The 24,063-nt window shown below is 59.5% G+C and carries 23 protein-coding genes, 1 tRNA gene and 1 pseudogene; 17 read left to right on the forward strand and 8 right to left on the reverse strand.

Annotated elements, in window-relative coordinates; translation table 11 throughout:
* Positions 1-105: 105 nt before the first annotated feature.
* Positions 106-1,005 (reverse strand): lytic transglycosylase domain-containing protein, encoded by a 900-nt coding sequence (locus tag BSF44_RS00760; protein ID WP_095941833.1) that lies wholly within the window; start codon positions 1,003-1,005, stop codon positions 106-108.
* 353 nt (positions 1,006-1,358) lie between these two features.
* Positions 1,359-1,446, reverse strand: a tRNA-Ser gene (locus BSF44_RS00770).
* Positions 1,447-1,569: 123 nt separating this feature from the next.
* Here BSF44_RS00770 and BSF44_RS00775 point away from each other — a divergent pair.
* Positions 1,570-2,241, forward strand: coding sequence for a Bax inhibitor-1/YccA family protein (locus tag BSF44_RS00775; RefSeq protein WP_056724337.1), 672 nt, complete (start codon positions 1,570-1,572; stop codon positions 2,239-2,241).
* A gap of 59 nt (positions 2,242-2,300) precedes the next feature.
* Here the strand turns inward: BSF44_RS00775 and BSF44_RS00780 are convergent, their stop codons facing one another.
* A complete protein-coding gene (locus BSF44_RS00780) occupies positions 2,301-2,630 on the reverse strand; it encodes a YceK/YidQ family lipoprotein (protein ID WP_095941835.1) in 330 nt (109 codons plus the stop codon).
* A 56-nt stretch (positions 2,631-2,686) separates the two neighbouring features.
* Positions 2,687-3,124, reverse strand: coding sequence for an Lrp/AsnC family transcriptional regulator (locus BSF44_RS00785; RefSeq protein ID WP_007987480.1), 438 nt, complete (start codon positions 3,122-3,124; stop codon positions 2,687-2,689).
* Positions 3,125-3,260: 136 nt separating this feature from the next.
* Between BSF44_RS00785 and BSF44_RS00790 the strand changes: the two genes are divergently transcribed.
* On the forward strand, positions 3,261-4,154 hold the full coding sequence (locus tag BSF44_RS00790) for a DMT family transporter (RefSeq protein WP_095941836.1): 894 nt from the start codon (positions 3,261-3,263) through the stop codon (positions 4,152-4,154).
* Between the two features lie 68 nt (positions 4,155-4,222).
* On the opposite strand, the gene BSF44_RS00795 is transcribed toward BSF44_RS00790, so the two are convergent.
* Positions 4,223-5,848, reverse strand: a complete 1,626-nt coding sequence (locus BSF44_RS00795) for an NADP-dependent glyceraldehyde-3-phosphate dehydrogenase (protein ID WP_095941837.1) — start codon at positions 5,846-5,848, stop codon at positions 4,223-4,225.
* A 264-nt stretch (positions 5,849-6,112) separates the two neighbouring features.
* On the opposite strand from BSF44_RS00795, the gene BSF44_RS00800 reads away from it, so the two are divergent.
* From BSF44_RS00800 to BSF44_RS00810, 3 genes are all read left to right on the forward strand, one after another.
* On the forward strand, positions 6,113-6,499 hold the full coding sequence (locus BSF44_RS00800; protein ID WP_095941838.1) for a cytochrome c5 family protein: 387 nt from the start codon (positions 6,113-6,115) through the stop codon (positions 6,497-6,499).
* Between the two features lie 22 nt (positions 6,500-6,521).
* Positions 6,522-7,916, forward strand: a complete 1,395-nt coding sequence (locus BSF44_RS00805; RefSeq protein WP_095941839.1) for a D-arabinono-1,4-lactone oxidase — start codon at positions 6,522-6,524, stop codon at positions 7,914-7,916.
* Positions 7,917-7,990: 74 nt separating this feature from the next.
* Positions 7,991-9,199 (forward strand): DSD1 family PLP-dependent enzyme, encoded by a 1,209-nt coding sequence (locus BSF44_RS00810; RefSeq protein ID WP_172435289.1) that lies wholly within the window; start codon positions 7,991-7,993, stop codon positions 9,197-9,199.
* Between the two features lie 105 nt (positions 9,200-9,304).
* Here BSF44_RS00810 and BSF44_RS00815 read toward each other — a convergent pair whose 3' ends face one another.
* Positions 9,305-10,222 (reverse strand): transporter, encoded by a 918-nt coding sequence (locus BSF44_RS00815; RefSeq protein WP_371918206.1) that lies wholly within the window; start codon positions 10,220-10,222, stop codon positions 9,305-9,307.
* Positions 10,223-10,460: 238 nt separating this feature from the next.
* On the opposite strand from BSF44_RS00815, the gene BSF44_RS00820 reads away from it, so the two are divergent.
* The 12 genes and pseudogenes from BSF44_RS00820 to BSF44_RS30580 all read left to right on the forward strand — a co-directional run.
* Positions 10,461-11,501 (forward strand): AraC family transcriptional regulator, encoded by a 1,041-nt coding sequence (locus BSF44_RS00820; protein ID WP_095941842.1) that lies wholly within the window; start codon positions 10,461-10,463, stop codon positions 11,499-11,501.
* A gap of 90 nt (positions 11,502-11,591) precedes the next feature.
* Positions 11,592-12,479, forward strand: a complete 888-nt coding sequence (locus BSF44_RS00825) for a Dyp-type peroxidase (protein WP_095941843.1) — start codon at positions 11,592-11,594, stop codon at positions 12,477-12,479.
* Positions 12,480-12,495: 16 nt separating this feature from the next.
* The gene (locus BSF44_RS00830) at positions 12,496-13,464 is read left to right on the forward strand and encodes a Gfo/Idh/MocA family protein (protein WP_095941844.1); all 969 of its coding nucleotides are present in this window, start codon (positions 12,496-12,498) and stop codon (positions 13,462-13,464) included.
* Between the two features lie 220 nt (positions 13,465-13,684).
* Complete coding sequence (locus BSF44_RS00835; protein ID WP_095941845.1) at positions 13,685-14,437, forward strand: GntR family transcriptional regulator; 753 nt, start codon at positions 13,685-13,687, stop codon at positions 14,435-14,437.
* A complete protein-coding gene (locus BSF44_RS00840; protein ID WP_095941846.1) occupies positions 14,434-16,164 on the forward strand; it encodes a fumarate reductase/succinate dehydrogenase flavoprotein subunit in 1,731 nt (576 codons plus the stop codon). Before BSF44_RS00835 ends, BSF44_RS00840 begins: the two co-directional genes overlap by 4 nt.
* A gap of 26 nt (positions 16,165-16,190) precedes the next feature.
* Complete coding sequence (locus BSF44_RS00845; RefSeq protein WP_095941847.1) at positions 16,191-16,436, forward strand: ferredoxin family protein; 246 nt, start codon at positions 16,191-16,193, stop codon at positions 16,434-16,436.
* 241 nt (positions 16,437-16,677) lie between these two features.
* On the forward strand, positions 16,678-18,084 hold the full coding sequence (locus tag BSF44_RS00850; protein WP_172435284.1) for an ABC transporter substrate-binding protein: 1,407 nt from the start codon (positions 16,678-16,680) through the stop codon (positions 18,082-18,084).
* A 146-nt stretch (positions 18,085-18,230) separates the two neighbouring features.
* Positions 18,231-19,013 (forward strand): ABC transporter permease, encoded by a 783-nt coding sequence (locus BSF44_RS00855; protein ID WP_095941848.1) that lies wholly within the window; start codon positions 18,231-18,233, stop codon positions 19,011-19,013.
* Positions 19,013-19,861, forward strand: coding sequence for an ABC transporter ATP-binding protein (locus BSF44_RS00860; RefSeq protein WP_095941849.1), 849 nt, complete (start codon positions 19,013-19,015; stop codon positions 19,859-19,861). Before BSF44_RS00855 ends, BSF44_RS00860 begins: the two co-directional genes overlap by 1 nt.
* Positions 19,858-20,820 (forward strand): HEAT repeat domain-containing protein, encoded by a 963-nt coding sequence (locus BSF44_RS00865; RefSeq protein ID WP_095941850.1) that lies wholly within the window; start codon positions 19,858-19,860, stop codon positions 20,818-20,820. The genes BSF44_RS00860 and BSF44_RS00865 overlap by 4 nt, the downstream gene beginning before the upstream one ends.
* Positions 20,817-21,095 carry a gamma-butyrobetaine hydroxylase-like domain-containing protein gene (locus BSF44_RS00870; RefSeq protein ID WP_095941851.1) on the forward strand — a complete coding sequence of 93 codons (279 nt, stop codon included), beginning with the start codon at positions 20,817-20,819 and terminating at the stop codon, positions 21,093-21,095. The genes BSF44_RS00865 and BSF44_RS00870 overlap by 4 nt, the downstream gene beginning before the upstream one ends.
* Before the next feature lie 189 nt (positions 21,096-21,284).
* Positions 21,285-21,401: pseudogene (locus tag BSF44_RS30580) on the forward strand (deoxyribonuclease); the annotation flags it as partial.
* A 7-nt stretch (positions 21,402-21,408) separates the two neighbouring features.
* Here BSF44_RS30580 and BSF44_RS00875 read toward each other — a convergent pair.
* Together BSF44_RS00875 and BSF44_RS00880 are read right to left on the reverse strand one after the other, a co-directional pair.
* On the reverse strand, positions 21,409-22,758 hold the full coding sequence (locus BSF44_RS00875) for a KamA family radical SAM protein (RefSeq protein ID WP_218194537.1): 1,350 nt from the start codon (positions 22,756-22,758) through the stop codon (positions 21,409-21,411).
* 162 nt (positions 22,759-22,920) lie between these two features.
* Positions 22,921-24,048: a pyridoxal phosphate-dependent aminotransferase gene (locus BSF44_RS00880; protein ID WP_095941852.1), complete on the reverse strand. Its 1,128-nt coding sequence runs from the start codon at positions 24,046-24,048 to the stop codon at positions 22,921-22,923.
* Positions 24,049-24,063: the final 15 nt, after the last annotated feature.

Here is a 24,063-nt window from a genome sequence, read left to right on the forward strand (position 1 = left end):
GCGCATGCCGCTGGTTTACGTCATCTCGCCAGCGACAATGTTGTGTTTTAGAGACGCGGCGAAGACAGCGTCACGACTGACCGTTATTGGCCTCACGGAGGGTCGCTAGGGGTCGATAGCGACCGGTGAGCGTGGAAGTTCGGTTGAGCCATTCCCCGCCCGGCGTATTACCTGTTCCAGGTTATGCGCCCTACGGTACTCGCGATGGTTGCGATAGCGTTCGGTCAAGGACTGCACGAGGGTGACGTAGGATTGCGTCTCGGCGTAGGGAGGCACCCCGTTGTACTCGACCACGGACGCTTCGCCCGCGTTGTAGCCTGCCAACGCCAGCACCTGGTTGCCGTTGAAGCGCTTGAGCAGCCAGGCCAGGTAGCGCACGCCGCCACGAATGTTCTGTCGTGCGTCGAACGGATCGTCCACGGCGAAGCGCTCGGCGGTGGCGGGCATCAACTGCATCAGCCCCTGGGCGCCGGCTTCGGAAATGGCGTTGGGGCGAAACGCCGATTCGGCATGTATCACTGCGCGGACCAGCGCCCTGTCGACACCATAATGACCCGAAGCGGCTTCGATCTCCTGCCGATAGGCATGGGTGTCCAGGCGCAGTGAGGCGACCTTGAAATCCTTCGGCGCCATGCACAGATAGCAGCCCTTGATGTAATAGAGCTCAAGGACATCGACCCGTGCGGAGATCCCGACGGGGCGTCGGCTCACAAATTGACGAATACCCTTGTGGATGAAGGTGAACACCCGAATCCGCACTGCGCCTGAGTCGTTGTCCCGTACAACCCGTGGCGTGGCCGTTGCCTTGGCGCCTCTACCTGCGCCCGTCATGCCATTCAGGCGAGTGCAGCGGGCGCTGGCGATGGCTTGGCTGGTGTAGCTGATGGCTTCGTCCCTGGCCTGGCACTTGAACGTGGCGCTGGCGCACAGTGGAGCGACCAGCAAGGCCAGCTCGATGCAGCCAAGAAGGCTCTTGCGAGCCCATCGCCATGCTCTGGATCTCATCACATCGCTCCGCGCCGCAGGCGCCGATCAGGCCTGGGGTGCCTGGCCCGGGCGCTACCTTTGGAGGGCCTGTTCTGGGTGCCCCGCCTTTTGTTCTGATAGTTATACCCCTTGTAACCGGCCTTGGAACTTGTGTTGACGTACGGGCTGCCGGCGTTTCCAGGCGAGGCGCATGGTGCCTTCGAGGGTGTGGCACATCTCGTCGTCGCACTCGCCTCTGTGGGCGAAAGGACAAGCGATCTTATGCAGGGAAGGGAGCAGGACAGGGTTTGGCTTCGCGAAACCGGCCCATTCGGCCGCCAAACCCCGGAAACGACAAAGCCCTGAATAATCAGGGCTTTGTCGTATAAAGATGGCGGAGGCGATGGGATTCGAACTCATGGACCTGTTACAGTCGACGGTTTTCAAGACCGTTGCCTTAAACCACTCGGCCACACCTCCGTTTGCGTTGCGGGCGCCATAATACCTGAATGAAACACACTGTCAAACTCTCTGCATAGCTTGTTACAGGGCGTCTGTTATGATCTTTGCGACTGAACGTTTCAAACCAACAGGAGTGTCGCCATGCGCGAACAGGATTACGCAGTTAATAACAGCGTGCAGGCTGAGCAGCTAGAGGTTAGCCGCGTCCTGCGCAACACATACGGCTTGCTCGCCCTGACCCTGGCTTTCAGCGGTGTGACAGCCTACGTTGCCCAGCAGATGCATGTTGGCTACCCGAACATTTTCGTGGTGCTGATCGGCTTCTATGGTCTTTTCTTCCTCACCAACAAACTCCGCGATTCGGCCTGGGGCCTGGTGTCGGCATTTGCCCTGACCGGTTTCATGGGGTTCCTGCTTGGCCCGATCCTCAACCGTTACCTGGGAATGCAGGGCGGCGCTGAAGTGGTCAGCTCGGCGTTCGCGATGACGGCGCTGGTGTTCGGCGGTCTGTCGGCGTATGTGCTGATTACCCGCAAGGACATGAGCTTCCTCGGCGGTTTCATCACGGCAGGTTTCTTCGTGCTGCTGGGTGCAACGCTGGCGAGCCTGTTCTTCCAGATCAGCGGCCTGCAACTGGCGATCAGCGCAGGTTTCGTGCTGTTCTCCTCGGTCTGCATCCTGTTCCAGACCAGCGCCATCATTCATGGCGGCGAGCGTAACTACATCATGGCGACCATCAGCCTGTATGTATCGATCTACAACCTGTTCGTCAGCCTGTTGCAGCTGTTCGGCATCATGGGCCGCGACGATTAATCGTTGGCCTTGAAGTAAAAAACCCGCTCAGGCGGGTTTTTTTTACCTGAAATTCAGGCTCACTCTGCAATGACAATGCTGCCGTCGGCTTGCTGGCGGTAGATGGTGTAGGGCAGCAGCAAGGTATCCATCGCCCCGGACACGACCACGTCGAGCAGCACGATAGCGGGGGCGGGGCCATGTACCTGCGCATCCCGACCGTCTTCGAGGGCCGCGTTCAGGTAGCAGAAATCGTAGGTCACGCCGCTGTAGATTCGTGGTACCGCGCCGCAATAACTCTTGTGGTCCTTGAGGCTTTTTGCGGCCGCTTCGTCACTGCGTACGACCGTCTGAATCGTGCCGCAACCCGCTAGCATCATTGCCACGAGTAGCATTGCCTGAGTTTTCATGCCGTCAATCCTTCGCCGGAAACCATCAATCTACTTCAGTCTGAAACAAATATCACTCACGCCATGGGCGGCAACCGGCGCTTGACCGGGGTTTTCTTGACGATTGCCGTATTGGTTTCAGCGTGGGTGTTGAGGCGGTCGAGCAGAGTGTCCAGTTGTTCCATCGAGCGCACATGCAGGCGCGCAATGAAACAGTCGTCGCCGGTCACCTTGTCGCACTCGGTGAATTCGGGAATGGCCATGATTTGCCGTTCCACTTCCTGCAATTGCCCCGGCAACGGGCGAATGCGCACGATGGCCTGGAGTTGATAACCAAAGCATTTCGGGTCGATTTCTACGGTGTAGCCCTTGAGCACGCCGCGTTCTTCCAGACGGCGCAGACGCTCGGCAACACTGGGGGAGGACAGGCCGCTGATCTGCGCCAGGGCCTTGAGCGAACGTCGCGAGTCTTCCATCAGCGCCGTGATCAGCACTTGGTCGATGTCATCGGTCATGGCGAAATCCTCTGTTAGGCGTTTTTCCGAAACAGCCTTGATAAAAAAGGTAGATTCCGAGTTTAGCCTGCTTTTTGCTCTGGAGTAGCGCCAGGGTGCATTGGCATACTTTGGCCACAAACACAGGAGTCTGATGATGGACAAAACCCTACGCCGCGGTTCGTTCGAAATGACGGCCGCCATGTTGATTTCCGGCACCATCGGCTGGTTCGTGCTGGTGTCCGGGCAACCGGTGCTGGATGTGGTGTTCTGGCGCTGCCTGTTCGGTGCCGGCACCTTGCTGCTGATTTGCGCGGCCTTTGGCTTTCTGCGCCCCGGCATTCTGACCCGCACCACGTTCCTGCTGGCTGTGCTCAGCGGTGTGGCGATTGTCGGCAACTGGGTGCTGTTGTTCGCGTCCTATTCCCGGGCATCGATTGCCATCGGCACCGCCGTCTATAACGTCCAGCCGTTCATGCTGGTCGGGCTGGCGGCGCTGTTCCTCAACGAAAAGATCACCGCGCAGAAACTGACCTGGCTGGGCGTGTCGTTTCTCGGGATGCTGGCGATTGTCAGCGCCCATGGCAGCCAGGGCGAGAGCGGCAGCGATTACCTGGTGGGCATTGCCTTGGCCTTGGGCGCGGCGTTTCTCTATGCGATTGCCGCTCTGATCATCAAGCGCCTGACGGGAACCCCGCCGCATTTGATCGCGCTGATCCAGGTCGGCACGGGCGTGTTGTTGCTCGCGCCATTTGCGAATCTTTCGGTATTGCCGCAGGCACCGAGTGCGTGGGCCAGCCTGGTGACGCTGGGCATGGTGCACACCGGTGTGATGTACGTGTTGCTGTACGGCGCGATTCAAAAACTGCCGACTGCGCTGACGGGGGCGCTGTCCTTCATCTACCCGATTGCGGCGATTTTCGTCGACTGGTTTGCTTTCGGCCATCGCCTGGAGCCGCTGCAATGGATTGGCGTCGCGGCGATTTTGCTGGCGGCTGCCGGCATGCAACAAGGCTGGTCAATGAGGTTTCGGCGCACGGTGACGCCCTGAGCGTCACCCAGGGGCGTCAGATGTTCCGGCGATGTTCGTCGGCGGTAATGGCCTGACCGTCCAATGACTCAGAAGATGTAGTCGGTGGTCAGGAAGCTCGAACTGCGGCCGCTGATGATCTCGCTGATCAGGTCCTTGTTGGTCTCCTGGAATTTGGTGGCCACCAATGTGCGGATCGAAAACACCCGCAGTGCGTCATGGACCGACAAGGTGCCTTCGGCCGAGTTCTTGCGACCATTGAAGGGATAGGTGTCCGGGCCGCGCTGGCACTGGGCATTGAGGTTGATGCGCCCGACCTGATTGGCGAAGGTGTCCACCAGCCGGCCGACCGCCACCGGGTTGGTGCCGAAGATGCTCAATTGCTGGCCGAAGTCCGACTCCAGCACGTAGTCGATCACGGTATCCAGATGACGGTACGGCACGATGGGGATGACCGGGCCGAACTGTTCTTCCTGATAAACGCGCATCTGCGGCGTGACCGGGTACAGCACCGCCGGGTAGAAGAACGACGCACGAGCCTCGCCACCGTTGGGATTGACCACTTTGGCGCCTTTGCTTTCAGCATCCGCCACCAGAGAATGCAGATAGTCGACCTTGCTCGATTCGGGCAGTGGTGTCAGGGCTACGCCGCTTTCCCAGGGCATGCCGGGTTTGAGGTTGGCGAGCCTGGCGTTGAATTTGTCGATGAAGGACTCGACCACGTCTTCGTGGACAAACAGGATCTTCAGCGCGGTGCAGCGCTGGCCATTGAACGACAGCGAACCGGTCACCGCTTCACTGACCGCATTGTCCAGATCCACTTCCGGCAGGACTATCCCAGGGTTTTTCGCATCCAGGCCCAGCGCCGCGCGCAAGCGGTGGGGTCTCGGATGGAGTTTTTTCAGGTCACTGGCGGCCTTGTTGGTGCCAATGAAGGCAAAGATGTCGATCTTGCCGCTGGCCATCAACGCACTGACCGTCTCGCGGCCGCTGCCGTAGATGACGTTGATCACTCCGGTCGGAAAGCTGTCGCGGAAGGCTTCCAGCAGCGGGCGAATCAGCAGCACGCCGAGCTTGGCCGGTTTGAACACCACGGTATTGCCCATGATCAGCGCCGGGATCAGCGTGGTGAAGGTTTCGTTCAACGGATAGTTGTATGGCCCCATGCACAGGGCCACGCCCATCGGCACGCGACGGATCTGGCCGAGGGTGTCCTGTTCCAGTTCGAAACGGCTGGAGCGGCGGTCGAGTTCCTTCAGCGCGTTGATGGTGTCGACGATGTAGTCGCAGGTACGGTCGAATTCCTTTTCCGAGTCCTTGAGGTTCTTGCCGATTTCCCACATCAGCAACTTGACCACGGCGTCGCGCTGCTCGCGCATGCGCCCCAGGAAGGTTTCGACGTGCTGGATGCGTTCGGCCACGCGCATGGTCGGCCACAGGCCCTGGCCGCGGTCGTAGGCACGGACCGCGGCGTCGAGGGCGGTCAAGGCGGTGTCGGCATCCAGCAGCGGCGTGCTGCCGAGGATCACCTGCTCATCGCCATTCGGGCCTGCCACGTACACCGGGCTGCGGACCTGGGCCAGCGGCCCGTTCCAGGTTCTGAGTTCGCCATCGACCAGGTACTCGCGCTGCTCGGTCTGGCCGCCGAGGCGGTACTTTTCCGGGATCTCGGCGGGGCTTGGGAACAGGTTCTGGAGAATATTGGCTGTGGTCATGTCGCTACCCCTCTGGATTGGGTGATGCACTGATGAATCGTTTTAGCAGACCTCGGCAACGCTTGTCATGACTCATCTCAGCGTTTTTCCGCACAGCGTGGTGTTCGGGGATTTATCGGGCCTTGCGTCATGGCCTCAGAAGCTCCCCTTGTTGGCCCCCAATGCCCTCAACCCGCCCGCGCGGGGTGCCTTAATGTTGACTCTCCTTGATCACAACAAAAAAGGCTGTGCCCGACTGGCCGGGCAGCCAATGAGAGAACAGCCATGCGGGCATGCCGATTAACTGAAAAGCCTAGCCTTTGTTTGGCCTTGGTGGGGTGCGTCTTTGCGGCGTTGCTGGCGGGGTGCGGCGAAGCGCCGGACAACCCGCCGACCCGCAGCGAAGCAGGCACCGCGAGGCCCGCCGACGCCGAGCTGGCGCAGGTCTACGACAACAGCTGCAAGCTTTGCCATGCCAACCCGGCGGCCGGGGCGCCGCTGACCGGCGACATCAAGGCCTGGCAACCACGGGTATTGCAGGGCGCCGACACGCTGCTCGACCACGCGATCAACGGTTACAACGGCATGCCGCCGATGGGCATGTGCATGCAGTGTTCGCAAGAACAGTTCCTGGCGCTGATTGCCTTTATGTCCGGCCAGCCCATCCAATGACAAGAACGGCAAGGTGCGATTCATGACGATGGACCTGACACGGCGTCAGTTGTTGCAACGGGCGAGCGTCATCGGCGCCTTTACCGCGCTCGGCTCAACACCGGCACTGGCCGAGCTGCTGCGCGCACCGCGCCTGATTCCCTGGCGCAATTGGTCGGGCGGCCAGAGTTGCCTGCCGGCGGCGCGGCTGGCGCCCAAGAACCTGGATGAGTTGACACACGTGGTGCGCCAAGCCCCCGGCAAGATTCGGCCGGTGGGCTCGGCGCATTCCTTCAGTGCGCTGGTGCCCACCGACGGTACCTTGCTGTCGCTGAGCTATTTCACAGGTTTGCTCGATCACGATGCGCAAACCCTGCAGGCCGAGTTCGCCGCCGGCACGCCGATGTCGCGCATGGGCACGCCGCTCAAGGACATCGGCCAGGCCCTGCAGAACATGGCCGACATCGATTACCAGACCCTGGCGGGCGCGATCTCGACCTCGACCCACGGTACTGGCAAGCACTTTCAATCCTGTTCGGCGCATGTCTGCGGCATGCAGTTGGTGACCGCCAGCGGCGAGGTAGTGGACTGCGACAGCACGCGTCATCCTGAAGTGTTCAACGCCGCCCGGGTATCGCTCGGCGCGCTCGGGGTGGCCACGAAAATTCGTCTGCAAAATCGCCCGGCCTATCGCCTGCGGGAGCGCCAATGGATCGCTAAAACCGAAGAGCTGCTGGAAGACCTGGACAAGAACACCCGGGAAAACCAGCACTGGGAAATGCTCGTGGTGACCCATTCCGACTACGCCTTGTCGATCGCCCTGAACGAAACCACCGACCCGGCCACACCGCCGGTGCCGGCGGATGAGGAGGGCGGCAACGAATTCGTCACGCTGATCGAGAAAATCGACAAATACGCCAGCGACTTCCCGGACCTGCGCCGCACCCTGCTCAACAGCCTGCGCCACCTGGCCAGTTTCGATGATCGGGTGGGCGACTCGTTCGACATCTACGCCAACGTGCGCACGGTGCGTTTCAACGAAATGGAATATTCCGTACCGGCCGAATACGGCCCGGCCTGTTTGCGCGAGATCCTCAAACTGATCCAGGACAAGGACCTGCGCACCTGGTTTCCTATTGAATACCGGTACGTCAAGGCCGACGACATCCCCCTGAGCATGTTCGAAGGCCGCGACAGCTGTTCGATTTCGGTGCACCAGCATTACCAGATGGATCATCACAATTTCTTCGCCGCCATCGAGCCGATTTTCTGGAAGTACAACGGCCGGCCCCACTGGGGCAAGTTGCACACGCTGAACGCGAAAAACCTGCGGCCGCTGTACCCGCGCTGGCAGGAATTCAGCCAGGTGCGGCAGGCGCTCGACCCCAGCGGCAAATTTCTCAACGCGCATCTGTCTTCCATTCTGGGGGTGAACTGATGGCCGTCAATCGCCGCAATTTCTTGCTTGGCAGCGCAGGCGTCGGCGCCTTGTTGGTGGGTGTCGGGGCGTGGCTGCGGCCGGGTGACCGAGGCGCGCCGTACAGCGATTACTTCCGTACGCTGAACCGCGAACTCAAGGACCACGGGCCGATGCGACCGGTGATGCTGATCGACCTTGATCGGCTGGATCACAACATCGATGTGGTGATGCAATCGGTCAAGCGCGCCGGCAAGCACCTGCGCCTGGTGGAAAAATCACTGCCGGCACCGGGGCTCCTGGCCTACATCGCCCAGCGCGCCGGCACCCGACGGCTGATGTCGTTTCACCAACCCTTTCTCAATCATGACGCCGTGCAGTTTGCCGAGGCCGACATTCTGTTGGGCAAGCCGCTGCCGGTGCGGTCAGCCGAGCTGTTCTATCAATCGCACAAGGGGCCTTTTGACCCTTCCAGGCAATTGCAATGGCTGCTCGATACACCACAGCGAATGCAGCAATACCTCGCCCTGGCGCAGGGGCTGGGCACGCGAATACGGGTGAACATCGAACTGGATGTCGGGCTGCATCGCGGTGGCGTCAGCGACCTTGGCGTACTCGGGCAGATGCTGGCGCTGATCAGCCAGCACCCGCAGCACCTGGAATTCGCCGGGTTCATGGGCTACGACCCGTTCGTGGGCATGGGTGTGCCGGGGATTCTGGGCTCGCCCGAGGAACTGTTCGCCAAGGTGATGGTGATTTATCACCGCTGCGTCGATTTCACCCGTCAGCAATACCCCGGTTTGTGGCGCGAAGGGTTGACCCTCAACACGGCCGGGAGCCCGAGCTATCGCATGCATGAGCATGAACAACTGAGCAGCGAAGTGTCGGTGGGGACGGCGATGCTCAAGCCCACTCACTATGATTTGCCGTCTCTGGCGGAGCATGTGCCGGCCGCTTATATCGCCACGCCGGTGTTGAAAAGCACCGGGGAGGTGAATATTCCGGCGCTGGATGAAAAGTCCAGGCTGTTTTCCTGGTGGGACACCAATCAGCGCGAGACGTATTTCATTTATGGCGGTAACTGGATGGCGGAGTTCGAATCGCCAGCGGGGTTGCAGAGCAATGGCGTGTATGGCCGCAGCTCGAACCAGGAAATGGTCAATGGTTCGGCGGCGGTGGGGCTGACGGTAGAGGACCAGGTGTTCTTGCGGCCAATCCAGACCGAGTCGGTGTTGTTGCAGTTCGGGGATTTGCTGGCGGTTCGGGGTGGGAAGATTGTGGAGAGCTGGCCTGTGTATTCCTGAAGAAGATTCTGAGTCTGTTAAACCGCTATCGCGAGCAGGCTCACTCCTACATTAGGAATGCATTCCAATGTGGGAGTGAGCCTGCTCGCGATAGCGTCAGCTCAGTCAAAACGCATAGGGAATACTGACCTTCGCCCAAAGCATTTCCCCTTCAGGCCGGTTTTCCACGTCGAACTCCTTGGCCCAGCGAATCTCCGCGCTGGCGTATTCGAGAAAGGTCCAGTGCAGCGCCGGGCCAATGGCAAACACCTGGCCGCGCACCCCGTCGTTCACGTCCTGGCCATTGAACTGCACGGTGTGGCCGAATTGTTTGTCGTCGGTGGTTTGCTTGAGGTAGTAGCCGTTCAAACCGAGCATCAGGTTGTCGGTGATCTTGAAACTGGCCGAGTAATCGAAGTGGAAAATCTGCCCCGACTTGTAATCGGTGTCCTTGTTTTTCCCGTTGAAACTGTAGGTGGTCTTCATCGACACCTCGGTTCTGTCCGTCGGCAGCCAGGTGAAGGAGAACAAGGGTTTGTAGGTGTAAAAATTGTTGCTGGTGTTGGCCAGGCGATCGACGCTGTATTCGCCGGTCGGCACGGTGACTTCAATGGCGGCGCCGAGGGTCAGGTCTGGGCCCATGTCCCAGAGAATGATCGGCGCAAACGTTGTGTCACCCATGCCTTCACGGGTGTCCTGCGGCAAGCCGAACACCGAGACCTCCTGCTTGAGCCAGGGCTGCGCGATATAGCCCGCCAGCCGGCCGCCAAACACTCGCACCGGGCTGAGGTAGTCCAGGCGCGGAATGACCGCCGTGGACTCGATCTCGACGTTCGGCACCTTGCCGCCGAGGGAGCTGATGTTGAGCTTCGTGGCTTTGTAGTGGTTGTAGTAGAGGTTGAACGCAACCATGTTCTCCGGAAGGCTGTCGGGCGAAAGCGGCAACATGAAAAAGCCGTCGGTGCCGGTGCCGATGTTGTCCACGCCAGCCTCGGTGGCCAGCGCCGGTTGCAGGGCACAGACGCCGGCCAGGCCAATGACCATCAGGGGAAGTGTCGTGCGGGTCGGGATCATGGGTGTACTCATTATTATTGTTAGCGGGCTGTCCGGCATCCATACGAGGGCCGCAACATAGAAATAAGCTGTCTGCGCCCTGCAAGGCAGGGTATTGGCGGCCATTTAGGGGGACTTCTGCGGACAGCCGTCGAACCCTGTGCTAACTTCCTTCGACATAACCGGTTACAAAAATAAGAATGCAGCTCGACCCGGAATGTATGGCCCCATGCAAATGAAAGTGACCGATCCCACCTTTGAACTGGCGCTGGTGTCGCCGTTTCTCCTGCAGACCCTGGCCGAAGTCGCCGAGCAAAAAGGCATCCACCCACAGAGCCTGTGCCGAGGGTTGGGGTTTACCTTTGAAGACCTGCAGGACCCGGCGCAGCGTATTTCCTATCGCCAGGCCGTGGCGATGATTCAGCGCGCGCTCAAGGCTTTGCCCAATCAGGGGCTGGGCTTGTGGGTCGGCGCGCAGAATGTGCTCGGTACGCTGGGGTTGTTGGGGCATGTGTTGTCGCTGTGCAAGACCCTGCGCGATGCGTTCGAGCTGGGCATTCGCCATCAACACACCTCTGGCGGCATTGTCGTGTCGAGTGTGGAGGAGGCGGGGGATCGGGTGTTTGTCGACGTTGAATGCCGCTTGCCGTTCGCCGACGTGCAGTTGTTCGCGGTCGAGGAGTTTTTCGCCAGCCTGCTGGTGTACGGCCGGGCGCTGGTCGGGGCGGATTTCAAGCCGATGGCCGTGGAGTTCATGCATGCCGCGCCGGACTATCTCGGCGAATATTCGCGCCTGCTGGGGGCGGACGTGCGTTTCGGTTGCCTGCAAAACCGCATGGTGATCGAGGCGCATTGGCTGGGCGTTCACCTGCCCAATCACCACTCCCTGGCCCTGCGTCAGGCCGTGAAACTGCTCGAACTGGAAGCCGCGCAGGTGCACCAGAAAATGGATCTGATCCAGGCCGTGGAGCGGGCGATTGCCCGGGACCTGACCGAGGGCAGCCACATCGAGAAAATCGCCGGCGACCTGAACATGAGCAGCCGCACCTTGCGCCGCCGCCTCACCGAACACGCGCTGACCTTCGAAACGCTGCTGGAGCAAGTGCGTCAGGCCCGCACCATGAGCCTGTTGGCCAACCCGGACATGTCCATCGAACGTATCACCGAAGAGGTCGGCTACAGCGACGTGCGCAGCTTCCGCCGGGCGTTCAAGCGCTGGACCGGCATGAGCCCGAGTGCGTTCCGCAACGAAAGCCCCAGCGCGGTTTGATCTTTTGTGGCGAGCGGCTTCTGTGGTCTCTGACGGCACACAAACCCTCGTACTCCGGTTAAACTCTATGCTCTTTTTCAAGGAGTTCATATGAGCCATTACCAGCCGGGCATTCTCGCCACCCCCGTTCCGCCTCAAGCCCGCCATATGTTCTTCGCCCTCGAATCCGCCGAAGCATTGCCGGCTGCACTCGACAACTTGATGCAACGGGTGGACGGGAAATCGGCGGTCGTCGGCTTCGGCGAATCCCTGGTCAAGGCACTGGAGGGGCAGATCGAAGGCCTGCGCACTTTCCCGGCACTGACTGGTGTCGGCGTCGACAACCCGTCTACCCAGCACGCGCTCTGGTGCTGGTTGCACGGTGAAGACCGTGGTGAGTTGCTCAACCGCAGCAACGCCATCACCGCGGCACTGGCCCCGGCGTTACGCCTGGTACAGATGAACGAAACCTTCCGCCACATGAGCGGCCATGACCTGACCGGCTACGAAGACGGCACCGAGAACCCCCACGACGCAGCCGCCGTGGCCGCCGCCCTGGTGGGTGAGGGCGCGGACGGTCTGGTCGGGGGCAGCTTCGCCGCGATCCAGCAGTGGCAGCATGACTTGAAAGGATTCCATGGGCTGTCGGCGGATGAAAAAGACAACATCATGGGCCGCCGCTTGAGCGATAACGAAGAGATTGACGACGCGCCGGTTTCCGCCCACGTCAAACGCACCGCCCAGGAAAGCTTTGCGCCCGAGGCCTTCGTGGTGCGCCGTTCGATGCCGTGGATCGAAGGCGACCGCGCCGGCCTGATGTTCCTGGCCTTCGGTTTTTCCCTCGATGCCTTCGAAGCCCAACTGCGCCGCATGAGTGGCCTGGAAGACGGCATCACCGACGGTCTGTACCGCATCAGCCGTCCGATCACCGGTGGTTACTACTGGTGCCCGCCGCTCAAGGACGGTCGACTGGACCTGCGCGCATTGCGTGTCGGCTAAGCAGCAAGGAAAACCTATGAATGTGGTGCGCTGGGGCATGATCGGTTGTGGCAGCGTCGCTGAACGCAAAAGCGCGCCGGCCTTCTACAAGACGCCCGGATCGGCGTTGGTGGCGGTGATGGGCCGGCGCCTTGAAGCCGTCACCGACTACGCCGAGCGCCACGGCATCGTGCGGGTCTACACCGATGCGCAGGCGCTGATCAACGATCCCGAAGTCGACGCGGTGTACATCGCCACGCCGCCCGACAGCCATCACGCCTATGCCTTGCAGGTGGCCGCCGCCGGCAAGCATTGCTGCGTGGAAAAACCGATGGCGCTGAATGCCGGGCAAAGCCGTGAAATGCAGCAGGTGTTTGCCGATGCCGGGCTGCATCTGTTCGTGTCCTATTACCGACGTTCGCTGCCACGCTTCCGGCAAGTGCGGCAGTGGCTGGAGGACGGGCGGATCGGCGAGGTCCGGCACTTGAGCTGGACCCTCACCAAAGCCCCGTCGGCAGCGGATCAAAACGGCAGCGATAACTGGCGCACCGATCCTGCGATTGCCGGTGGTGGCTACTTCGCCGATCTGGCCAGCCATGGCCTGGACCTGTTTCAGTACCTGTTCGGCGATATCGTCGAAGTCGCCGGGTTCACCGCGCGGCAGGCCGGTTTGTACGCGGCCGAAGATGCCGTCAGCGCCACTTGGCGGTTTGCCAGCGGGGCACTGGGGATGGGCTGCTGGAACTTCGTTGCAGACCGTCGCGAAGACCGGGTCGAAGTGATTGGCAGCAAAGGCCGGATCAGCTTTTCAGTGTTCGATGAACACCCGATCGAGCTGCACGCCGATGAGCACCTCAGCCTGAACATCGAGCATCACGCCCACATTCAGTGGCACCACGTATTGGGCATGAATGCGCATATTCGTGGCGAAGCGCAGCACCCGGCCGTGGCCGAGCAGGCGCTGAAGACCGATTGGGTGATGGACCGGATACTCAAGCGGCACTGAATCTTCAGATCACACAAATCCCCTGTAGGAGCGAGCCTGCTCGCGATAGCGGTTTCACATTCAACATTGAAATCGACTGACCCGCCGCCATCGCGAGCAGGCTCGCTCCTACAGTTTTGGATTGCGTTGCACTTCTAACCTTATGCGCATTCGGTATTTCTCAAGTCTGTCATGACTTCTCTAAGATCACGTCATAACTCGTTATAACAAGTGATCCGCCATGACCGATAACGTTCTATCCCTGAGCAGCGTCCCGTTGCACACCCAGCTGCGTGACGTGCTGCGCGCCCGCATCCTCGACGGCGAATACCCGCAAGACAGCCAGATGCCTTCCGAAAGCGAGCTTGGCACGTTGTTCAAGGTCAGCCGCATCACCGTGCGCCAGGCCTTGGGTGACCTGCAAAAGGAAGGGCTGATCTTCAAGATCCACGGCAAGGGCACTTTTGTCGCCAAGCCGAAAACCTTCCAGAACGTCAGCACCCTGCAAGGCCTGGCCGAGTCCATGACCGGTCGCGGCTATGAGGTGATCAACCGCCTGCGCAGCTTCAAATTCATTGCCGCTGACAAACTCGTCGCCGAGCGTTTGCAGGTGGCTGAAGGCGAGGTCGTGGCGCAGATCAAACGGGTGCGCCTGATCAATCGCGAGCCGATTTCCCTGGAAATCACTTACCTGCCCAAGGCCATTGGTGAACGCCTTGAAAAAGCCGACCTGGTCACCCGCGACATTTTCCAGATCCTGGAAAACGACTGCGGCCTGACCCTGGGGCATGCCGACCTGGCCATCGATGCGGTACTGGCCGACAGCGACCTGACTCGGGCGCTGAGCGTCGAACCCGGCTCGCCGATCATGCGTATCGAACGCCTGACCCACGATGTCGACGGTTGGCCACTGGACTTCGAACACCTTTACTACCGTGGCGATGCTTTCCAGTACCGCCTGCGGATCGACCGGCAAAAAGGGGAGCAGGCATGACGCGCAGCACGCTGGAGCAGGAATACGACATCGTTGTCATTGGCGGCGGCACCGCCGGCCCCATGGCGGCGATCAAGGCCAAGGAACGCAACCGCGACCTGCGGGTGTTGTTGATCGACAAGGCCAACGTCAAGCGCAGCGGCGCGATCAGCATGGGCATGGACGGCCTGAACAACGCGATCATTCCCGGCCATTCGACGCCAGAGCAGTACACCAAGGAAATCACCATCGCCAATGACGGCATCGTCAACCAGGCCGCGGTGTACGCCTATGCCACCCACAGCTTCGAGACGATCGAGCAACTGGACCGCTGGGGCGTGAAATTCGAGAAGGACGAAACCGGCGACTACGCAGTGAAGAAGGTCCACCACATGGGCGCCTACGTGTTGCCGATGCCGGAAGGGCACGACATCAAGAAAGTCCTCTATCGGCAGTTGAAACGTGCGCGGGTGAGCATCACCAATCGCCTGGTCTGCACCCGATTGCTGACGGACGAAGAGGGCGCGGTCAACGGCGTGATGGGCTTCGACTGCCGCACCGCTGACTTCCATGTGATCAAGGCCAAGGCGGTGATCCTCGCCTGCGGTGCCGCCGGACGCCTGGGGTTGCCGTCCTCGGGCTACCTGATGGGCACCTACGAAAACCCGACCAATGCCGGCGACGGCTACTCGATGGCCTACCACGCCGGGGCCGAGCTGGCGAACCTGGAATGCTTCCAGATCAACCCGCTGATCAAGGATTACAACGGTCCGGCCTGCGCCTACGTCACCGGCCCCTTGGGTGGCTACACCGCCAACAACAAGGGCGAGCGCTTCATCGAGTGCGACTACTGGAGCGGGCAGATGATGTGGGAGTTCCATCAGGAACTGGAAAGCGGCAATGGTCCGGTGTTCCTCAAGCTCGATCACCTGGCCGAGGAAACCATCCAGAACATCGAAGAGATCCTGCACAGCAACGAGCGTCCGAGTCGCGGCCAGTTCCACGCCAATCGCGGCACCGACTACCGCACGCAGATGGTCGAGATGCACATCTCGGAAATCGGTTTTTGCAGCGGGCATTCGGCGTCGGGGGTGTGGGTCAACGAGAAGGCCGAGACCTCGGTCAAAGGCCTGTACTCGGCCGGTGACATGGCCGCCGTGCCGCACAACTACATGCTCGGTGCGTTCACCTATGGATGGTTCGCCGGCCACAACGCGGCGGATTTTGTCGCCGGGCGCGAGTTTTCAGCGCTGGATGCCACGCAGGTCGAAACCGAAAAGCAACGGGTCTATGCACCGCTGGATCGCGAGCATGGCCTGCCGCCGGCCCAGGTCGAATACAAGCTGCGGCGCTTCGTCAACGACTACCTGCAACCGCCGAAAGTGACGAAAAAGATGCAGATCGGCCTGCAACGCTTCAGCGACATCCAGCGCGACCTCGACCAGATCAAGGCCCACAACGCCCATGAACTGATGCGCGCCATGGAAGTCAGCATGATCCGCGACTGCGCCGAAATGGCCGCCCGCGCTTCATTGTTCCGCGCCGAAAGCCGCTGGGGGCTTTACCACCATCGCGTCGATCACCCACAACGCAACGACCGCGACTGGTTCTGCCACTGCCACCTGAAGAAAGACGAAAACGGTTTGATGAGCAGCTTCAAGAAAGCCGTCGAGCCTTACATCATCCCGCTGGATGCCGACGAGATGCAGGCCTACGACCGGCTGCGGGTCGGTGCGGATGCCGCCTGAGCATCACCCAAGAGAGAGACCGTGAAATGGCCTATCAAGCCCATGAAATCTTCTTCCGTTCCAACGCCCCCGTCACTGTCGACGAGGACAAATGCATCGCCCACAAAGGCTGCACCGTGTGCGTCGACGTTTGCCCGATGGACCTGCTGGCCATCAACCCGGCCACGCAAAAGGCCTACATGGCGTTCGACGAATGCTGGTACTGCATGCCCTGTGAAAAGGACTGCCCGACTGGCGCGGTGAAAGTCGAAATCCCGTACCTGCTGCGCTGAACACAAATCAATGTAGGAGCGAGCCTGCTCGCGATGAAGCCAGCACTGGCGACATCTCCATTGACTGAAAGGACGCCATCGCGAGCAGGCTCACTCCTACAGTGGATCGTGGGCTGCTCAAATAATATTCAAAGCCATCCGGCCACCACCGGACGCCTGATTCACAACACCCCTCGTTTCCCACCACGCCCTGATCGTGGCGGAGACGAACATCCAATAAATGATTCGAGGGGAAACACTCATGATGTTGCGTGCAGCTTTGGCCGGTCTGGTACTGGCTTCATTCACCCTGTCGGCTTCGGCCGAAACCATCCGCATTGCCATCGGCACCCAGGACACCACCATCAACTGCGCCGCCGGCGGATTGTTGATTCGCGAACTGGGGCTGCTGGACAAATACCTGCCCCACGATGGCCCCTACAAAGACGCCCAGTACGAGGTGCAGTGGAACAACTTCACCAGTGGCGCCCCCCTGACCAACGAGATGGTGGCCGGCAAACTCGACTTCGGCGCCATGGCTGACTTCCCCGGCGCGTTCAACGGCGTGGCGTTCGAAACGGCGGGCAAGCACAGCCTGTTCATCAGCGTGCTGTCGGGCAGCATCAAGGGCAGCGGCAACGGCATCGTGGTGCCAAGCGCATCGGGCGTGCAGTCGCTGGCAGAGCTCAAGGGCAAGACCATTTCCGTGCCGTTCGCTTCCACCGCCCATGGCATGCTGCTGCGCGCCGTCGCGGCCCAGGGCTGGGACCCGCTCAAGGACGTGAACATCATCGCCCAGCCGCCGGAAGTCGCCGGCTCCGCGTTGCAGGCCGGCAAGATCGATGCTCACGCTGACTTCGTGCCCTTCGCCGAGCTGTTTCCGAGCCGGGGTTTCGCCCGCAAGATTTATGACGGTGCCCAGGCCAACGCGCCGACCTTCCACGGTGCACTGGTCGATCAGGCCTATGCGAAAAAGTACCCGGAGATCGTCGTCGCTTACCTGCGGGCGAGTATCGAAGCCAACCAGCTGCTGACGGCTGAGCCGGAGAAATATAGCGAGTTGATCGCCAAGGTCACCGGGGTCGATGCCGAGGTCAATTACCTGTTCCATGGCCCTCTCGGTGTGCAGACCCGCGACCTGAGCTGGAAGCCGGAATACCGTCAGGCCGTGGGCACCGCCATCGATACCCTCAAGTTGTTGAAAAAGGCTGATCGCGGTCTGGATCTCAACACCTTCATCGACGACCAATACATCCGCGCCGCCTTCAAGGCCTCGAACCTGGACTACAGCGCGCAACTGTCCAGTTACGGGCAAGCGCCGCTCAAGGCCGTTGATGCCGCCAGCGGCCAAGCCATCACCGACTTCAGCCACGTGGCGGAAATCTGGGTGCGCGGTGAGCCGAAAGTCCGCCAGTACGCCTCGGCGGAGTCGGCATTTACCGCGCTGACAGCGCTGAAACAGGAAGGCAAGAACATCCGCGCGGTGTACGCCCAGGCCAGCGACAGCGGGATCAAGTTGCTGGCGGATCAGGCGTGGTTTGCCACTGATGGGAAAGGGCAACTGAGCGCGTTCCTGCTCAAAGGCCAGGCCCAACAATTTGCCACGGCGCAGGGCGGCAAGGTCTTTGACTTTACCGATGCCACTGCCCAGGCCGTGGCTGTTCGCTAACCGAGAAAGCACCGCAGTCCCCTGTAGGAGCGAGCCTGCTCGCGAAAAACGTCCGGATAACGCGATCCTTCAGACAGCGCGCGTCATTGTTGGCGTTCTTCGCGAGCAAGCTCGCTCCTACAGGAGGCGGGTTGAGAGGAATAATTGTGTACCGATCCTATTCACGCTGGATTCCCAGGGCCGCATCCTTGCTGCTCTGCCTGCTGTTCTGGCAACTCGCCGCCAGCCACCACTGGAACCTCGGCCTGGTGACCTTCGCCAACGTTCCGACACCTTTGGCGGTCATTGAAGCCGCCCTCGGCCTCGGCGACTCCGGCAAGCTCGCGCAGCACCTGGGCAGCAGCCTCGGCCGGGTGTTCGCCGGCTACCTCGCGGCACTGATCATCGGCGTGGCGCTGGGTCTGGCCATCGGCCGCTCGAAATGGGCCGAGGATCTGTTGCTGCCGCCCCTGGAAGTGCTGCGCCCGATCCCGGCCGTGGCGTGGATTCCCCTGGCGATCCTGATGTTTCCCTCCTCGGAACTGTCGATGGTGTTCATCACCTTCACCGGCGCACTGTTCCCGATCCTGCTCAACACCGTGCACGGCGTCGAAGGCGTTGACCCGCGGCTGATTGCCTCGGCGAAAAGCCTCGGGGCAGGGCGCCGGGCCATCCTGCTGGAGGTCGTTCTTCCGGGCGCTGCGCCCAGCATCATCACCGGCCTGGCCATCGGCATGGGCACCTCGTGGTTCTGCCTGGTGACGGCGGAAATGATCTCCGGCCAATTCGGCATCGGCTATTACACCTGGGAGTCCTACACCATCCAGAATTACGCCGACATCGTGGTCGGCATGTTGCTGATCGGCGTGCTCGGGATGGGCAGCAGCCTGTTGACCAAGCGTCTGGGCGGGCTGTTCACGCCCTGGCATCGACCGCGAGGAAAAGCCTGATGAGCGTTTTTCAACACCTGGAAGGGCGTATCGATATTCGCGGGCTGTCGATCAGCCTGGGCGAGGGCGACACTGCCTTCGAAGCGGTGCAGGGCCTCGATTGCCAGATCGAACCGGGTCAGTTTGTGTGCATTCTCGGGCCGTCCGGTTGCGGTAAATCCACCTTGCTCGGCGCGCTGGCCGGTCACCTGCAACCGCGCACCGGCATCTTGAGCGTGGATGGTGCGCCGGTATCGGGGCCATCGCCACAACGCGGCATGGTGTTCCAGCAGCACACGCTGTTTCCGTGGCGCACGGTGCGTGACAATGTGGCGTTCGGCTTGAAAATGCAAGGCATCGGCAAGGCCGAACGGCACAAGGCGGCGGATGAAATCCTCGCCCTGGTGGGCCTCGAAGGTTTTGCCGGGCGCTGGCCCGATCAGCTCTCCGGCGGCATGCAGCAACGGGTGGAAATCGCCCGGGTGCTGGTCAGCCGTCCGCGCCTGTTGCTGATGGACGAACCCTTCGGCGCCCTCGATGCCCTGACCCGATTGAACATGCAGGAACTGCTGCTGGACATCTGGACGCGCATCCGCACCACCGTGGTGTTTGTCACCCATGACATCGACGAAGCGCTGTTCCTCGCCGACCGCTTGCTGGTCATGAGCTCGCGCCCCGGGCGAATCATCGAAGACCTGCACCTGGACTTCCCCCGGCCGCGCAGCACGGAACTGATGACCCGCCCTGAATTCTCGCACCTCAAACGCCATTGCCTCGAACTCCTGCGGCATGAAGACGGCCGGCAACTGCCGCGTCTGAACCCGCTCGGACTTCCCCCTGAAACCAAACTGCCGCGATTTGCCCTATGACCTCACTATTCGATGTAACCGATAACGACGACATCCTTGCCCTGCAACCGCGCCTGACCGATGACGACCCTGGTGTGCGCCGGATCGCGCTGATCGAACTGGCCGATCTCGAGGAGCCGGACGGCCTGCTGTGGTTGACCGATCGACTGGCCGCAGACCCGATTGCAGAGGTTCGCGCCGAAGCCGCGCGGTTGCTGGAAGCCTGGGAGGACGAGCCAGTGGTCGAGGCGTTGTGCCAGGCCCTGACGGATCCATCCCCGGCTGTGCAGGTGGCCGCTGCGCAAAGCCTCAGCCTGCTCAAGAGTGAAGCGGCGGGCCGGGTCATCCTGCCGTGGACCGGGCACGCCGACAGCGGCGTACGCATCGCCGCCTTCAGGGCGTTGCGCGAGTTGCGTTGCCCCGATGCCGCCGATGCGGCTGCCCGGGCACTGATTGATGAAAGCGCCAGCGTGCGCCGCGAGGCGGTGGGCGTGCTCGGCTGGCTCAAGCAACTCGATGCCTTGCCGGCACTGGCGCGCTTGGCCAGTGACGACCCGGACACCGACGTGCGGCGTGCCGCCACCGGGGCCCTGGGCCTGGCGTCTGACGCACAGGTGCTGCCGGCCCTGCGCCAGGCCTTGCGCGACGATGCCTGGCAAGTCCGCGAGGAAGCCGCCGCCACCCTGGGCAAGGTCGGCCACCTCGACGCCGGCCCGGCCCTGATCGACGCCCTGAACGACGATTACTGGCAGGTGCGCCTGCGCGCCACCCGCAGCCTCGGTCGCTTGCGTTTTGTGCCGGCGCTCGAAGCGCTGATCGACACCCTCGGCCACCCCATCAGCAACCTGCGCAAGGAAGCCGCGTTGGCCCTCGGCGAATTGAACGATCCACGGGCCATTGCGCCATTGCAGGCCGCGCAGGACGACGGCGACCCTGAAGTGCGCAAGGCCGTGCGCATTGCCTTGAGCCAACTGCAATGAACCCGCTGGAGATTGGCAACTCCCGCAGTAAACAGCAGTTGCGCCTGAACTGGCCGGATGGCCGCGAACAGCTATTGGATCATGCGCAATTGCGCCGGCAGTGCCCGTGCTCGCAGTGCCGGGCATTTCGGTTGCGGGGGATGGTGCCGTTGGTGGATGCGCGGGTTCAGGTGATCGAACTGAATCCGCAAGGGTATGGCCTGCAACTGGTGTTCAGCGATGGGCATGAGCGGGGGATTTATCCGTGGGCTTATCTTGCTGGGCTTACCGACTGAATCGAACTCCATACCTCATTGGGAGCTGTCGCGGTCTGCGGTAGCTCCCCCGTGTGCGTTTCCAGTTACTTATGTTGCGAATACAACCCGCTTCGGCGTTAAAACCCAAGGCAGCAGCCGTATGCGGTAATTCCGCACGTATGGATCTGTGCGGGGGGTGGCAGGTGACTGCCATTCCTACCGCGACCAGTTGATCTCGCGTCCTGCGGTTATGAAACGCGGATCCATGAAAACCGCGCACAGAGTATAGAGTGGAAGCACATTGTCCCAGCCTGGCAGTTTGATCATCAGCGGCAACGCTGGCAAAAACGGGTTAAGTAACTTCCCTCTCGAAAAAGAACGCAGTCTCCCCAAAAGCCGGTTTTAGTTGATCGAACCACGTAGCATCGGGATCAAATCGTGCGAAGAATGGCCTCTGCACCCAATCCGGGTTTCGTGCTTGGATAAAACGTAAAACAAACACCTTTTCTCCTCGAATTTCAGCTAAACCGCAGACCTCAACTTTCCCCGGATCTGCGCTCATCGAAGGTCCTCTGGCAGTCCTGGCAATACCTGAAACTTGTTTGACCGCGTCCCGGTAAATTTCCCACGCACATACAAGAGGGACTTCAAAATACCGGCGGGCCCCAGTATCACGCTCGATAAACATATAGTAAGGAATAATGCCTAGTTGAATTTGCGTCTGCCAGAGTCGCGCCCAGACGTCAGCTGAGTCATTGATATGAGCCAGCAACGGGCCCTGGCTACGTATTTGAGCGCCTGTTTGTCGAACACGAAGAATAGCCTCTCGAGCAATGGCAGGCTCAAGTTCCGCCCAATGATTATAATGAGCCATTAACGCTAAGTGTTTACCGCTGTTGATGATCTTCCTAAATAGATCAAGAAGTTCACCTGCGTCGCTGTCAGTCACAAATCGCTGAGGCCAGAAAGAAAGCGCCTTCGTACCAATTCGGATAGTGTGGATGTACTCGAATTCAGGCGTCAAAAGAGGTTCTAGGTAAGCACATAGATTGCTTGTCTTCATAACTAGCGGATCTCCGCCAGTAATTAAAACATCAGTCACTTTAGGGTTGGCCCGAAGATAATCCAATAGCTGGGCGTTTTCCTTAGCAGCAATCTTAAGCGATTGGTCACCCGTGAATTGGGCCCAACGGAAACAAAAAGTACAATAGCTATGGCAAATCTGACCAGCGCTTGGAAAAAACAGCACAGTTTCACGATATTTGTGCTGGACACCCGTTACTGTCACGCCAGACAGTGAAGGAATATTACGCTCCAGCTGTCCTGCTGGATGGGGATTGAGTCTAGCTCTGACCGCTTTTATCGCGACCTCACAGGATGAGCGGTCGGAGTTCCTTAAAAGTAAAGATGCTATTAGATCAAAAGACTCGTTATCCAGCATGTCCTTCTGGGGGAAGGTAAGCTGGTATATAGGGTCGTTTGGAATATTGTGCCAGTCGATCAATTCTTTGATGACATATTCATTGACTCGAAATGGCAGAACGCTTGCCACCACTTTCATCGCCCAAATAGTCCGGCTGTCTAATTTAGCAAGCTGAGGAATCTTGTCAATTTGATTCAAAGTATAAACCTTGAAACGTTCGACCTCGAATTTTTCTGTGAGGCTTTCAACACTTACCGCTATATTTTCAATAGTATACATAATTAGTGACCAATAAAATTTTAGGCCGGAACATAGGTCGCTGTAAGATATGGGGCTGTCTTGGCCTAGAATAAATGCCGCGACCAACTATAATATCTGATGAAACCATGGAACCTCCAAGCGACAACGGTTTCCACACTAGTAACAGCAGTCGTATGAGAATCAGCGATGGTGGACAAGATCAATAATTCTCCCGCACGCTTCTTTAATTTCAGCTTCATTAACGGAAGCAATAGAGATGCGGATATGGTCCTTCATACCGTAAGAAGACCCTGGCGTGGTCGAAACGGATTTAACATTGAGGAGGTCGTCTACAAATTGGGTATCCGAATTCCAAGTAGCACCCAATACTCGGGAAATGTCAGGAAATAGAAAGAAACCACCCTGCGGCCGTACAATGTCAAACGTAGTGCTTAATAATTGATGGCAGTAATAGGCTCGGTGTTGCAACTCATCAATACGTTTTTTAAGGATGCTCTTAGGCAACGCTGTAGCTGCCAAGGCACCGTGCTGCGCAAATGTACACGCATTGTCCGTCATGACGCCCTGAAGCGTGGAGCATCGGTCGATGATTTTTCTATCCGCGAACATATAGCCTATTCTAAAACCAGACATAGAGAGCAGTTTTGAGAACGTACGTGTAACCACCAGCAGGCTAGAGTCCGCCATAAGATCCAGAGGGCTAACATATTCACCGCTACCGAAAATGATGCCTTCGTAGGCTTCATCGGAGATGAGTAGAAAGCCAAACTCTTGAGATAATGCCGTCAACTCTAGAATATCTTGTCGACTGAGAATCAAGCCAGTGGGGTTGTGAGGTGAGTTAATAATCAACGCCTTGGTTTTTAGAGTCACCAACTTACGAATTTCAACTATGTTGAGACCCTTATTTCCCATTTCGTAATCGACGGGAATACCTCCGTTAAGTTCTATATAAGATCTATAGGCGGGCCAGCATGGATTCGGAATCAGAACCTCGTCTGCGTTGGATAATATGCATTTCATCAACATAAACAAAGCCTGGCTTGAACCATTGGAAACTAAAATTTCGGCCGGGTCGCACAACTTACTATGCTGTTGAAAGCATCTCTCGATCAACGCGTTTTTTAAAACATCTATGCCAGTAAGATTACAATAGCCAGTGTGCCCATTTATTAAGGCGTCAATCGTCGCGCGAGAAACTTCCTGCGGGACCTCAAGGTTTAGCTCACCGTCGTGCATCTGAATTAAGTCACGTATTTTAGGACCTTCACTCAAAACCTTCGATAACTGCTGGCTCGGATTTGACATGATTTTCACCAACTG

The organism is Pseudomonas sp. ACN8, from assembly GCF_002303925.1.
In the GTDB taxonomy this organism is placed as follows: domain Bacteria; phylum Pseudomonadota; class Gammaproteobacteria; order Pseudomonadales; family Pseudomonadaceae; genus Aquipseudomonas.